This window comes from Anabaena azotica FACHB-119 (assembly GCF_014697625.1).
Classification (GTDB): domain Bacteria; phylum Cyanobacteriota; class Cyanobacteriia; order Cyanobacteriales; family Nostocaceae; genus Trichormus; species Trichormus azoticus_A.
This window is the reverse complement of the sequence record NZ_JACJSG010000010.1, coordinates 176,899-191,740: the sequence shown is the minus strand read 5'-3', so window position 1 is coordinate 191,740 and position 14,842 is coordinate 176,899. Positions and strand designations below refer to the sequence as shown.

At 42.5% G+C, this 14,842-nt stretch carries 6 protein-coding genes; all 6 read left to right on the top strand.

The genetic code is table 11. From position 1 onward, the window contains the following. Positions 1-229 precede the first annotated feature (229 nt). The 6 genes from gloA to hpsA all read left to right on the top strand — a co-directional run bounded on the left by gloA (position 230) and on the right by hpsA (position 14,755). Positions 230-664: a lactoylglutathione lyase gene (gene gloA, locus H6G83_RS09695; protein WP_190470570.1), complete on the top strand. Its 435-nt coding sequence runs from the start codon at positions 230-232 to the stop codon at positions 662-664. A gap of 442 nt (positions 665-1,106) precedes the next feature. Further along, on the top strand, positions 1,107-3,749 hold the full coding sequence (gene clpB / locus H6G83_RS09690; protein ID WP_190470550.1) for an ATP-dependent chaperone ClpB: 2,643 nt from the start codon (positions 1,107-1,109) through the stop codon (positions 3,747-3,749). A gap of 1,520 nt (positions 3,750-5,269) precedes the next feature. Continuing rightward, positions 5,270-5,902 (top strand): class I SAM-dependent methyltransferase, encoded by a 633-nt coding sequence (locus H6G83_RS09685; protein ID WP_190470547.1) that lies wholly within the window; start codon positions 5,270-5,272, stop codon positions 5,900-5,902. Between the two features lie 463 nt (positions 5,903-6,365). Continuing rightward, on the top strand, positions 6,366-8,327 hold the full coding sequence (gene htpG, locus H6G83_RS09680; RefSeq protein ID WP_190470544.1) for a molecular chaperone HtpG: 1,962 nt from the start codon (positions 6,366-6,368) through the stop codon (positions 8,325-8,327). A gap of 472 nt (positions 8,328-8,799) precedes the next feature. Beyond that, positions 8,800-9,036 carry a 50S ribosomal protein L28 gene (rpmB, locus tag H6G83_RS09675; RefSeq protein WP_190470541.1) on the top strand — a complete coding sequence of 79 codons (237 nt, stop codon included), beginning with the start codon at positions 8,800-8,802 and terminating at the stop codon, positions 9,034-9,036. Between the two features lie 832 nt (positions 9,037-9,868). Next, positions 9,869-14,755, top strand: coding sequence for a hormogonium polysaccharide biosynthesis protein HpsA (hpsA, locus tag H6G83_RS09670; protein WP_206758985.1), 4,887 nt, complete (start codon positions 9,869-9,871; stop codon positions 14,753-14,755). The last annotated feature ends 87 nt before the right edge of the window (positions 14,756-14,842 follow it).

The following is a 14,842-nucleotide window of genomic DNA, read 5'->3' as shown; positions in this document are numbered from 1 at the left end:
CATTGTCGCCTTGTTACTTGGTCAACCTTTGCCTGTTGGTAGCTTCTTCCCTGAATCTTGGAGAAGCCCCACCGCTTTCTCTTCTGCTTAAACAAAAAACCTGCCCTTGAAAGCCCTTCCCCCTTCCCCTTTCCCCTTTCCCCTTTCCCCTTTCCCCTTTTCCCTTTCCCCAATCCCCAATCCCCAATCCCTCTGTACAATGTTGGCAGAACCACTACTAGAGGTGACTATGCGCTTACTACATACGATGCTACGAGTAGGCAACTTGGAAGAGTCCTTAAAATTTTACTGTGATGTCCTGGGAATGAAGTTATTGCGAAGAAAAGATTACCCAGGGGGAGAATTTACCCTAGCTTTTGTTGGCTACGGCGACGAAAGCGATAATGCAGTTATCGAACTAACCTACAATTGGGGAGTGGACAAGTACGAATTAGGTAATGCTTACGGTCACATCGCCCTTGGTGTGGATGATATCTACGCCACCTGTGAGTCTATTAGAAATCAGGGCGGTAAAGTAACAAGGGAACCAGGGCCAATGAAACATGGCTCAACAGTAATTGCTTTCGTGGAAGATCCAGACGGATACAAGATTGAACTCATCCAAGTTGGTACTCAAGGATCTGCTACCAAACAAGAATCATCAGAACAACTGGTGAAAAGTTAGGGACTGGGGAAAGGGGAAGGGGGAAAGGGAAAAGGGGAAAGGGGAAAGGGGAAGGGGGAAAGGGAAAAGACTATCTCCCCTGCTCCTCTGCTCCTCTGCTCCCCCACTCCCTCATCTTCCCCAAACCCGTGTCTACCAAATTAAATATTTTCTTCCACTTAGCTTTCAAAGTAAGCTCATAAAGGTGTTTTCGTTTTAAATTAGGAAATAGGTAGTGAGTCAATTTTCTTAATTCATACAACAAGAACCAACTAAACACTCTGCGTTCCTCTGCACTTACCTCCTATTCCTCTGCGTTTGATAAGTAACTCTTTATACAAAAAGATATTAACTTGATGTGTTTATGATCTAAACAAAATATTGAATAACTTCTAGTTGTCTTCTTTACCCAAATTTTATACTCAAAATACAAGTCTAAAATAATACATCTAAAATCGTAAAAATGCAGCCTACAGATCCTAATAAATTTACAGATAAAGCCTGGGAAGCAATTGTCAAATCCCAAGATATAGTCCGTGCATATCAACAACAGCAACTAGACGTAGAACATTTAATTCTCGCTCTGATAGAAGACCCTACTAGTATGGCTATCCGTATTTTAGGGCGTGCAGAAATTGACCCAATTCGCTTACAACAGCAATTAGAAGCTTTTACCCAGCGTCAACCGAAAGTAGGCAAAAGTGATCAGCTTTACCTTGGTCGTAGCTTAGATACGATGCTCGATCGCGCTGAGGAAATTCGTGAGAGGATGAAGGATAGCTACATTTCTGTAGAACATATCCTCTTAGCCTTTGTCGATGATGAACGTGTCGGTCGGCGGGTACTGAAAGGGTTTAATGTAGACAGTGCCAAGATAGAAACTAGTATTAAAGCTGTACGTGGTAGTCAAAAAGTGACAGACCAAAACCCAGAATCTCGCTATGAAGCCTTACAAAAATTCGGTCGGGATTTAACAGAACAGGCGAAAGCAGGTAAGTTAGACCCGGTAATTGGGCGTGATGATGAAATTCGCCGGGTGATTCAGGTGTTGTCACGGCGTAGCAAAAATAACCCGGTGTTGATTGGGGAACCAGGGGTGGGTAAGACGGCGATCGCTGAAGCTTTGGCACAGCGTATAGTTAATGGTGATGTCCCTGAATCCTTGAAAAACCGTCAACTCATCTCCCTAGATATCGGTAGTCTCATTGCTGGGGCAAAATATCGGGGTGAATTTGAAGACCGTTTAAAAGCAGTCCTCAAGGAAGTTACGGAATCTAATGGTAACATTGTCCTGTTTATTGATGAACTACATACCGTCGTCGGTACTGGTTCCAACCAACAAGGGGCGATGGATGCGGGGAATTTACTTAAACCCATGCTGGCGCGGGGCGAACTGCGTTGTATTGGCGCTACTACCTTAGATGAGTTTCGCAAATTCATTGAGAAAGATGCAGCCCTAGAACGGCGTTTTCAACAAGTGTACGTAGACCAACCCAGTGTAGAGAATACAATCTCAATTTTGCGGGGATTGAAGGAACGCTACGAAGTCCATCATAATGTGAAAATTTCTGATTCCGCACTGGTAGCGGCGGCTACATTGTCAGCGAGATATATTAGCGATCGCTTCTTACCAGATAAAGCCATTGATTTGGTCGATGAAGCCGCAGCACAGTTAAAAATGGAAATCACCTCCAAACCAGCAGAATTGGAAGCCATCGACCGCCGTTTGATGCAGTTAGAAATGGAAAAGCTGTCCTTGGCTGGGGAAGAGAAAGTAGCAGCGCCAACCAAGGAGCGTTTGCAGCGAATTGAGTTAGAAATCACCAATTTAACCGAAAAGCAGCAGGATTTAAACAATCAATGGCAAGGTGAAAAGCAAGTATTAGAAGCCATCAGCTTGTTGAAGAAAGAAGAAGAAGATTTAAGAGTGCAAATTGAGCAAGCAGAACGGGCATATGATTTGAACAAAGCGGCGCAGTTGAAGTATGGCAAACTGGAGGGAGTACAGCGCGATCGCGAAGCCAAAGAAGCCAAGCTACTAGAACTACAAAGCCAAGGTTCTACCCTGCTGCGTGAACAAGTCACCGAAGCCGACATCGCCGAAATCGTCGCCAAGTGGACAGGTATCCCCGTCAATCGTCTGCTAGAATCAGAACGGCAAAAACTCCTGCAACTCGAAAGTCACCTCCACCAACGAGTGATAGGACAGCAGGAAGCAGTGGAAGCAGTTGCCGCCGCCATTCGTCGCGCCCGCGCCGGGATGAAAGACCCCAACCGCCCCATCGGTTCCTTCCTATTCATGGGACCGACTGGTGTAGGTAAAACCGAACTCGCCCGCGCCTTAGCCCAATTCCTCTTTGATGCCGATGATGCTTTAGTGCGCTTAGATATGTCTGAGTACATGGAAAAACACTCAGTCTCTCGCCTCGTCGGTGCGCCTCCAGGTTATGTAGGCTACGAAGAAGGAGGGCAACTTTCCGAAGCAGTGCGCCGTCATCCTTATTCGGTGGTGTTATTGGATGAAGTTGAGAAGGCACACCCCGATGTGTTCAATATTTTACTACAAGTGTTGGATGATGGGAGAATTACTGATTCCCAAGGGAGAACGGTAGATTTCCGCAACACCGTCATTGTCATGACTAGTAATATTGGGAGCGAACATATCTTAGATGTGTCTGGTGATGATTCCCAGTATGAGACAATGCGAAATCGGGTAATGGATGCCTTGCGATCGCACTTCCGCCCCGAATTTCTCAACCGCGTTGATGATACAATCCTCTTCCACACCCTCAGCCGTAGCGAAATGCGCCACATCATCCGCATTCAACTTAAACGGGTGGAAAATCTCCTGAGAGAGCAAAAAATCTCCTTCGACATCTCCAGCGCCGCCTGTGATTTCTTAGTAGAAAAAGGCTATGATCCAGTTTACGGCGCACGTCCCTTAAAAAGAGCCATTCAGCGAGAAATCGAAAACCCCCTCGCCACCAAAATCTTAGAAAATACCTTTATTTCTGGTGACACCGTATATATCGATAAGGGTGAAAATGGGCTGACATTTAGTAACAAAGCGCCAGCAAAAATCACCGTAACGCAGATTATGACTTAATTAACTTTGCGGCGTTGGTTTTACCCTACCCTAACCCTCTCCTTGCAAATCAGGGTGGTTTCATACAATAACAATTCAAAATTCGCGCATTCAAAATTCGCGCATTAAAGACATTTTGCCTACGGCACGCTACGCGAACAGTCGGGGTTGAAATCCCCGACTGAAACTGATACTACTGGCATGACCGGACTAATTTTGTGCATTAGCCAACAATCTATCATCTTGTTCATCTGCGTTCATCTGCGTGCATCTGCGTTCGATTTTTTCCCCATCTAATGCAACATTTTAGTCCGGTCGCGCCACTACTGGCGTGGCAAGGCTAAAATAGTGCAATAAGTTTCCTCTCTAACCTCTGTGTCTCTGTGCCTCTGTGGTTAATTAATGCAACATTTTAAGCTTGCCACGCCACTACTTATAGACGTAGGGGTCTTAAACCCTTTTATTTACGATAATTGAACATATCTGTCTATATTTTCAGTGAATAAACCCAATACAATACGGTTTAAATTGAAAAAAGAATGCGACAGATACCAGGGTAGGGGCGCACAGCTGTGCGCCCCTACAGTTCATGGATGTGTTGCAAAGATTTTTTGAGTTGGTATAGCAGGGGACAGGTTATAGGGGACTCTTGACAGGGATGAAAGCCTTTGAAATTATGGGTTTTAAAATTGTATGATGTCCTAACCTATGCTTCGACCTGACTTTTCACGTCATGTGGAAAAGCTAACGACAGACCTAACCCCCCAGCCCCCTTCCCTAGTAGGGAAGGGGGAGAAATCAAAGCCTCTCTCCTACAAGGAGAGAGGTTTGGAGAGAGGTCTTCCAGATCCCTTGAAAAGTCAGATGCTTCGACTGCTATATAAGAATAATTAACCGCCGATAAATCTAGTTTAATCAAAATTGCCACTCAATCTAGCCTTAACTGAACTGTATTGATTTAGAAGTGATTAAGCGGAGTTAATATAAGTCCTAATTCGTATCAAAATTGAAAAATAGATATCCGATAAACAAGGTGAAAGTGTATTGGATGTCACAGAAATTTGCTGTATATAACCAGTAACCGTTTCTTAATCAAGATGCGCTTAATTTTTCACTGTAGAAAGGTTTCAGCCTAATTTTTACATCATTTATTGGGCGTAACTTGATAAAGAATTGGTATAAATCTTTTAAAAGAACTTAAACATTTTTGAGGCACAAGCGAATAGCAAACCTATCATCCTCAAAAAACTACCTAAAGGCTGAAAAAAGCTCTAACCCAAGATATGTCAGAAACTAGGCAAACAATGTTAAGGTTTTTGTTTATCGTAATTCCGAGGGTTAAAGACCCCTACGTCTGTACGTAGCAAATTTTCAGTTGGGGTTTAAATCCCCAACTGTTCGCGTAGCGTGCCGTAGGCAAAATGTCTTTAATGCGCGAATTTTGAATGCGCGAATTTTGAATTGTTAAATAAATTTGATGATTGTTTCTGGATAATTTTTGTCTAACTCCCATTAGTAACTCAGGTTCAAGAGTAAATTATATGCAGCTAATCACCTCGTTAAACATTAGAAATTTTGAATATTTATCGAGAGACCGCTTTATCAGTTACCATCATCAATTACGGCTGATATTTAACCTTGGCACACAGGTAAAAGAAATTCTCGAAGTGGGAATTTTTAATTCCATTATGACAGACTTACTCAAAAGTAAAGGTTACAAGGTAACAACAGCAGATATTGACAGGAATCTACAACCAGATATAGTGCTAGATTTAACAAGTAACTTTTCTCTCAAACAAGATAAATATGATGCAATTGTGCTGTTTCAGGTGTTAGAACATTTACCCTATGAACAGTCAGAACAAGCCTTAAAAAAACTAGCACAAGCAACGAAAAAATATTTAATCATTTCATTACCTTATAACTCGCAGTATTTCGCCATTCAACTGAAATTTTCCTTGGCAAAGCGATCGCGGCATTTATCATTGAGTTTACCAACATTCTGGAGTACCCGTCCCAAAACCGATGAGCATTTCTGGGAAGTCGGACTCAAGGGTTATCCAAAAAAGCGGATACACAACTCTGTGGCTAAAGCGGGTTTAACTATTAAGCAGGAATTTACTGACCCTATGCACCCATACCACTATTTTTTGGTCTTGGAAAAAATTAAGTAATTAACAATTCAAAATTCGCGCATTCAAAATTCAAGACAGTTTCAGTCGGGGATTTAAACCCCGACTGAAACTGATACTACGTATAGACGTAGGGGTCTTAAACCCTTTTAGTTACGATAAATATACAAGTAAGCGGACGAAAATAAATCAAACTACATTAAGTAATGTAAAGTCATCATAATTTAGTTGGTAGTAAGGACTTTAGTCCTTTCTTGAGGACTAAAGTCCTTACTACGAACCTTGATTTATTTAGTCTGTTCTACTTAGTAATCCTAGTGTATGGTAGGGAAATCCGAATCGTAGTATGGGGGGCAAACAATCCAGGGAAGTAGCTGCGATCGCGTAAACTATAGCTTGAAAATCTCTATTGCTCTCATGCTCTTTTATATCAGGGAATTTATCCATGATGTAAAAGGCTACAATGGCTTGACTACACAAACACCTTCATATACGATTACTCATCATGCTAGAGCAAGGAACTATCAGTATTCATACTGAGAATATATTCCCCATCATCAAAAAGTCCCTCTACTCAGACCATCAAATCTTCCTGCGGGAATTAGTATCTAACGCCGTAGACGCAATTCAGAAGCTGAAAATGGTGTCTCGCGCTGGAGAATATGCGGGAGAAGTCGGAGAACCAGAAATTGTATTGGCAATAGATAAAGATAAAAAAACCCTCTCCATCTCCGATAATGGGATTGGGATGACAGCAGAGGAAGTTAAGAAATATATCAATCAAGTCGCTTTCTCTAGTGCGGAAGAATTTATTCACAAATATCAAGGTAAAGCAGACCAGCCAATTATCGGTCACTTTGGTTTGGGTTTCTACTCCTCCTTCATGGTGGCTAGTAAGGTAGAAATTGATACCCTATCCTACAAAGAAGGAGCGCAAGCAGTTCACTGGAGTTGTGATGGTTCCCCAGAGTTCACTTTAGAAGAGTCATCGCGCACCACTCGCGGAACTACCATCACCCTGACTCTGTTACCAGATGAAGAAGAATATTTAGAAGCTGTCAGAGTCAAAAATTTGGTCAAGACTTATTGCGACTTCATGCCAGTACCCATCAAACTGGATGATGAAGTATTAAACCAGCAAAAAGCACCTTGGCGGGAGTCTCCCAACAACTTAACCAAAGAAGATTATTTAGAATTTTACCGCTACCTGTACCCTTTCCAAGAAGAACCCTTACTGTGGGTACATTTGAATACTGACTATCCCTTCATTATCAACGGGATTCTGTATTTCCCGAAAATGCGTCCAGATGTGGATGTGACCAAAGGGCAAATCAAATTATTCTGTAACCAAGTTTTTGTCAGCGATAACTGCGAAGAAATTATTCCCCAGTTTCTCGTACCCATGCGCGGGGTGATTGATAGTACAGATATACCCCTGAACGTATCGCGGAGTGCATTGCAAGGCGATCGCACTGTCCGCAAAATCGGCGATTATATAGCTAAGAAAGTCGGCGACAGACTCAAAGAACTTTACCGCGACGACCGTGAACAATATATTAGTGCGTGGAAAGACTTAAGTACATTTGTCAAGTTCGGCGTTCTCAACGATGAGAAATTTAAAAAGCAAGTCGAAGATATCATTATTTTCCGCAGCACCGCCGCACAGAACAAGGGAAATACTGAGACTGCTTCAGTGCAAGTGCAAACCAGCGAGGATGATGCTTGGCAAGAAGTTACACCTGCTAGCACCTCTCCATACACCACACTGAAAGAATACTTAGAACGCAACAAAGAACGCCACGAAAACCGCGTCTTCTACAGCACCGACGAAGCCACCCAAGCCACATATATAGAACTGCACAAAAACCAAGGCTTGGAAGTGCTGTTCCTCGACTCCTTCATCGATACCCACTTTATCAACTTCCTCGAACGGGAATATAAGGATGTCAAATTTACCCGCGTAGACTCTGACCTAGATAATACCTTACTGGATAAAGACAAGGCGCAGGAAATTGTTGACCCCACAACCAACAAAACCAAGAGTGAGGTCATTAAAGAGTTATTCGAGAAAGCGCTGAACAAACCCAAAGTCAACATTCGCACCGAAGCGTTGAAGTCTGATGATCCTCAAGGTACACCACCGGCGATCGTTCTTCTACCCGAATTTCTCCGCCGCATGAGAGAAATGAGTGCGATGATGCAACAGCAAAACGCCGACTTTCCCGAAGACCACATTTTATTAGTAAACACAGCCCATCCCCTCATTCAAAACTTGGTAAATCTCAACCAAGGCACAATTATTCAAGGTGACGGACAAACAACAAATCCCTTAGCCAACTTAATTTGTCAACACGTTTACGATTTAGCGCTGATGTCTCAGAAAGGTTTCGACGCAGAAGGAATGAAATCCTTTGTCGAACGTTCCAACGACGTACTCACCAAGCTGACACAACAAGCCAGCAGCTAACAGTACCATAGGGTGGGCATTGCAGCAACAACACCCCATACAAGTCTGACAGTAGTTGATGAATCTGGTGTTACCCCTCCCTAACCCTGACTTGTTCACGGGATCTGGAAGACCTCTCTCCAAACCTCTCTCCTACAAGGAGAGAGGCTTTGATTTCTCCCCCTTCCCTTGTAGGGAAGGGGGCTGGGGGGTTAGGTCTGACCTTTGGGGGAATATGTAGAGATGTTGCATGCAACGTCTCTGCATTTGTAGGAGAGAGGTTTGCAGAAAAGTTTTTCGTAGCTTAAGCCCCAGTCCCCAGTTAGTGGGGTGCGTCAGTATAAATATTTTCTTGGTATAGCGGGTATCTCTCATACTGACGCACCCTACATATTAGATATTTTTTTATCCCCAAACCCCAAACCCCAATCCTCTGTCGCAGTCAGCTAAAATAGGAAGGTTGTATTTAAATCGTAATCTGGAGATAAAAACAATGGCTCGTCGCTGTGATTTAACAGGCAAGAAAGCAAACAACGCCTTTGCAATTTCCCACTCCCACCGCCGCACCAAACGCTTGCAACAAGTCAACCTGCAAAGCAAGCGCGTTTGGTGGCCAGGTGGCAACCGTTGGGTAAAACTGAAGTTATCCACCAAAGCCATTAAAACCTTAGAAATTAAAGGTTTAGAAGCAATGGCAAAAGAAGCAGGAATTAACCTCAATCATTACTAAATTACTCCAGGCGGGTTGGGAATTTGCTGATTTGATTTTCTAAGTAGTTTCCACATCTTCAGAAAACATTTAATATAGCAATCGCCTGATAGGTTAAGAGGTTGTTTGAAAAGTATTATTGCTGACATCAAAATCTTCAAGACCTAACCCCCCTACCCCCCTTCCCTACAAGGGAATGGGGGTTTTAAAGCCTCTCCCCGCGTCGGGGAGCGAGTTGCGTGGGCGGTGAGCGCAGTCACACGTGCGGTATGAAGCGGGGGCAGGGGGAAAGACAGTTGCTTTGAGGCAGAGAAATTGCATAGTTTATTTTCTGGAAGTCCCTAAATCTACCCCTGTTTGGCAAGACATGAGATCCTCGACTTCTTCAAGAAGCCGGGGATTTGCTTATAGCTGGGGACTGGGGACAGTGGGCAGTGCAGCGCCCTACGTATGTTTCAAAAACCAAGTAGGAATCCTATAACTCTCAAACTATTAAAAATTATCCTCTATTTAACTGATATCTTTTATGGCAGGGTGGGTACTATAAATTTACCTAAATAGCCATATCTTCATGAAGCAAGCGACCGAGGGAATTTATTTATGTGAAATCAATGTGAAGCTATCCTTGTTTTCCCAGAGAATAAAGATTTCTGAAAATTTCCGTATTTTCCGAAAAAACTCAAGGCTTGAACAATGATATAACGTAAGCAATCCAATAACTCGGAGCAAAATAACAGAGTTTTGTGAAGTGAATATAACCTTATTTATGCCTTTAGATTGAATCTATGGGCATAATTGTCAGTTGCAAAAAAAAAGGTAAGTGTGTACCAAATAACTTGGCAGGAAAGCAGCCATGACCATGAAACGCCAGCTAGTCAAGATAATTAAAAAAACATCGAAATTTTTCAAAAGAAATCTTTTATTTAATTTTAAAAGGCGGCTCAACAGGCTACTACGAAATCTTTTTATTAATCGCAGAAGGCAGGGTGCAGTTAACTCCGGCTTTGTGTTGCCAACTGTAGCAATGGTAGCCTTAGTAGTTGTGCTACTAACCACAGCAATTTTATTTAGGTCTTTTGAACGGGCTAAAAATGCAAGTAATGTCAGAGTTAATGAAGTTGTATTACAAGCTGCTACTCCAGCGTTAGACCGTGCGAGAGCTAAAATAACGGCTCTTTTGGCTGACCCCACCTTACCTAGAGCAGTACCATCTGACACAACACTATACAAGACTCTCATTAATAAAATGAAAGCCTACAGTTTAGGTGACGAAACGCCTTTAATTGTAGGATATGACCTAGATAAGGATACGAAAGTCGAAAATTTCGACACTGGTTCTTTAGAAGCTCAAGAAGTTATGGAAACAGCCTGGAAGTTTCCTGTAGATACTGATAACGACGGTAAATTTGATAGTTATACACTCTACGGAATTTATTTTCGTAACCCACCTTATGCGGGTACTAACCCTACTCGTAAACGTACTCCTATCGAAGCTAGAACTGCTCCCCTAGCTGGAAAAATTTGTGATGCTAGCAATGATACTAGTGCAAGTTTAGTGGGTGGTTCTAGCTGGTATAAAGTCACAACTGGGGAATTAAAAAAGAGCTTTTTTGTTTACGCTGCTACTGTGCCAATTACTGATATAAGCACTCTGGATAGTACCATCAGGGATAACTATAAAGTCTATCAAGGTAATCGTGGCTTTTCTGCTTTAGAAATGCAACAAGACCGGAAGCAACTGCCACTTACTAATAATGCTGTTGTTTATGAAGATGATTTAGAGATTACACCCGGCCCTGCTTTTCGTTTGAATGGACGTATTTTTACTAATGGTAATTTTTTTATTGGAAAAACTGATGAGAATATTAGGCTGTTTCAGGTAAGTAGTAGAGATTCGTGCTACTATGACCGCGAAAATGGCAAAATTATCATCGGTGGTAATGTGGGTACAAGTAGTGCTGTAAAAAGCACTGACAATGGTGATGTTAAAATCGATTTATTCAGAGAAAACAATAGCGGTGATGAAAAAACCCTTGCCAGTACAAATAAGTCTACTACCAACGCTTCAAATCAAATTGCTTATAATAGTCAGGCTTATGCTGAACGAATTGATTTATTAGTAAAAGCACAATTAGCTCGTAGTGATGGTAATGATCCTCAAGTTGTCAAAGACAATATTCAGAGGCGTTTAGAAAAAGACCCTGCTTTAGATGCAAACAAAGTCAGAAAGGAAGAATTAGAAGTCTATTTCCGCCAGCGTACCCGACGTGTACCATTTGCAGAAGTTCGTCTTGGACCGCCAGGAGCAGGAATTGGTAGTTTCACAGCTACTACTGTTTTACAAGGCACGGATAATACTACTGATAAAAGCAACGATAAACTTAGACCACCTGATCCTTGGATATATCCCACAGATGCAAATACTGGTCTTACCTTAAATACAGATCAGTTACCAGCTACTGATCCACAGAAAGTAGAGCAAACTCCTGTAACAGAAGAAAGACTGGGCGATCGCATCCTTGTGGGTAACAATTTACCCGAACTCCGTTGGAATAGCACACTAGAAAGATTTATTGGTGAAGATGCTCCAGAAACTATCACTGGAAAAAATTGGTCTGCTAGTTCACTTACTGGTAAGAGTGGTACTCCTCCAGTGCGTACCCGCACCCCCCAGGCTAAATTGTTAGCCGACCTTGGTGTTACAGCTCGTGATGGTTATTGGGAATCTTCAGCTGCTAGTATTCGTGCAGATGTGCTTGATGTTGTTGGTGGTTTGCGAGTAGTGACTGGTGCTGGAGTTTACAGTCCAACAGGTAGTTTGCCTACACGTCCCTCAATTCCTAATAGGACAGTGGTATGGTCTGATGTTATGCCTATGGCAATACCTGATCCAACTGATCCACTAAATGCTAGCAAACAAAGTCGCGGTGATTTAGTTATGCGGGCTACGGCAGTCTATCACTACATCCGCGATCCCTACAACCCACAAGCAAACGATAGATACCAAGCACCAATAGCCTGCGTTAGTAGTTATTACAACCCCACAAGTTCAGCCACAGCAGCAGATGGTTATAACCCTAATGACTCAACTACCTTGGGTCTTTCCAATAACGGCTTCAGCTACACAGTTCCTGCAACTACATCTGCTGGTGTCACCAGAGGATTAACTCTAGATAGTAATGGGCTATTTACTACAACAGCCACAGCTAATGATGTCGCTACAGCATCAACATCTGATAATTTACAAGAACGCTTGAAGTACCAAGCTAACTTAGTCTTTCCTAATGGTCAGTTTGTTAACCCACTATTGCGCCAAGCTCTAACAAAAGCAACCGACAAAGACCTCACCCTCTCAGAGCAGTCAGCAATTGACTCTACTATTTGCGCCTTACGAATTGCTGATGGTACCCTTACGCGAAATGATAGCGTAGTTCCTCATCAAGCAATTAGAGAAACGGCCTTTCTTGATGCGAGACAAATTAAAGCTATAGACGCTGCTACAGACGCTCTTGGTAGTAGTTTACCAGGGATACCTGCTACTCCATCACAATTAACAGGAAAATATGACTTAGCCGTTGAACAACGTCAGCCTTTAGAAATTCGGGCTACTGTTCTTGATTTAAATTTACTTCGGACAAAATCTATTACTGCTACACCTGCTACACCGCCTAATGAATATTTGCTGCCTAATAGCGGCATTATCTACGCTACCCGTGATGACGCTGTACCTGACAATAGCGACCCAGCAAGTATTAACGTTAGTGCCACAGATTATAAACTCGATCCTAACCGTCGCCCTAATGCCATTGTTTTGGAGAATGGCAGCAACTTAAGTCGGGAAAATAATTACAGACCTGAAGAAAAAGGTTTAATTCTGGCAACAGACCTACCTGTGTATATCAAAGCCCAACGTAACACATCAAATTCTCAGGGTGAATTTAATATGCACACGAGAGAGGAATTTAGAACGCCTAATACTTTAACTTCCGATTGGAGCAACTTCTACGATCGTACTGAGGCTAACCGCGATCGCAACTTTGCATGTCGTCCCAATGACCCACGACTACCGAATTGCACTACTGGCGAAACTTGGCGACCTGCGGCCGTTATTGCCGATGCTGTCACCTTGCTGTCACCTGAATTTGTATATGGTTTTCGTAATGATGGGGATTTCGACTTACGAAATAACCGCACTGATGTTAGTAATGCAGGCGATGTCAGAAGTGATAGGTTTAGAAATGGTTACCGGGATAATAATTACGTCACTTCACGGTTTTTTACAGACAGTACTTACTCTGGTAGTACAGCAGTTGATACGTCTGTTAACAGCTCCTACTTCAATAACTTCGTCACCCCTATTCAGCGTCGTGTTAACTTTCCAGAGTACGTCATGGAAATGTGCTTTAAGATAAATATTGCTGAATGCGGAAAAGGTGATTGGTATGTTGGCTATGATACTGACAACGACAACGCCATTACTAACGCTGAAAGATTAACTAAATCCAGTGCTTTACCTGCTACTGCAAATGTAGGTCAACTTGTAGCTGGTACTACTTCTAGACCTCCAAAATCGGGATATGAACGCTTTCCTCGCAGAGTTGCCTTTAGACGCAATTCTAGTGATGAATTAATTAGTGCTGCTCCAGCTAACGCTGTAATTGATTTTACACGAAACGGTAGTGGCTTTGTGACTAATCTTACTGCTGCTCCTGTTCCACTAGGAATTGTATCTAGTGTAGTAAGTGTAATTACTTCAGACAAAGTTCCTGATGCACGTGATAACTCTTTATGGTTTACAACAACGAGCGACACTTCTGCTGCTCTGCCAGCAACAAATACAAAACGCTACTTCAATACACAGCGTCTATTTTATAATTTTCCTCAAACTGATCCAAGTAGAGTATCACTTACCGCACTTCGCACTTACCAACCACTTCTAGAACCAATTCTACAAATTAACGCACCTGATGATGGTGTTTTACCACAGGATACTAATAATTTCAACACCTTAATTAATTTTGCTGACAACCTAGCCAAAAACACCAGATGGCTACCAATACCTACGGCATCTACGTTTAACTTAATCATTGCCGCAGGAGATACTCCCATTCGCGTTGGATATCCTGCTACTGCTGCTAGTGCTGGTAGTCCTGCTATTGCTGGTAGACCGGAGTATGAAATTAATGGTGGTTTGCATAACTTCCCCCGCTTTTTAGAAAATTGGAATGGGGTTGATAGCAACATCACAGGTTCATTTATCCAGTTCAAGCGTAGTGCATACGCTACGGCTCCTTATCAAATGTTGATGGTGGACAGCCCAACCGCTACCACTAGTAACTCTACCAGTTTGTTTGGACGTGATGATAACTCTCGCTATAAAACAGATAGTGCTATTGGAGGTTCTGCACCTTACTATATGCCTCCTGTCCGTAAATGGGGTTTTGATGTCGCACTGTTATCACAAAATCCAGACTTGTTTGCTCAACGTTTCGTAATTCCTACTACTGACCCACCAGATGAGTTTTACCGTGAAGTATCACGAGATGATTCTTGGGTACACACTCTACTATGTGCCGTTCAAGAAGAAAGTGAAAAGACTGGTTTTGATTCCGGTTACAAGATCATTAAAGTCTCTCAAGACAGTTCTGGTAATCCTGTCAATACCGATAAGCTTACTAAATTTGCACTACCAGAAGATCAACGTCCCTCATGTCCTGTAAATCCCAATCAGGTTAATTAACATAATCCTTCGCCCTGGTATTCTGCCAGGGCTATAAGCATTTAAGCTGGTGTTTGATGTTATTAATTTGTATCAAGTTGCATTGTT

Coding starts and splice junctions, on each gene's coding strand:
- rpmB (WP_190470541.1), top strand. CDS start 8,800: ATGGCTCGTCGCTGTGATTTAACAGGCAAGAAAGCAAACAACGCCTTT.
- hpsA (WP_206758985.1), top strand. CDS start 9,869: ATGACCATGAAACGCCAGCTAGTCAAGATAATTAAAAAAACATCGAAA.
- clpB (WP_190470550.1), top strand. CDS start 1,107: ATGCAGCCTACAGATCCTAATAAATTTACAGATAAAGCCTGGGAAGCA.
- gloA (WP_190470570.1), top strand. CDS start 230: ATGCGCTTACTACATACGATGCTACGAGTAGGCAACTTGGAAGAGTCC.
- H6G83_RS09685 (WP_190470547.1), top strand. CDS start 5,270: ATGCAGCTAATCACCTCGTTAAACATTAGAAATTTTGAATATTTATCG.
- htpG (WP_190470544.1), top strand. CDS start 6,366: ATGCTAGAGCAAGGAACTATCAGTATTCATACTGAGAATATATTCCCC.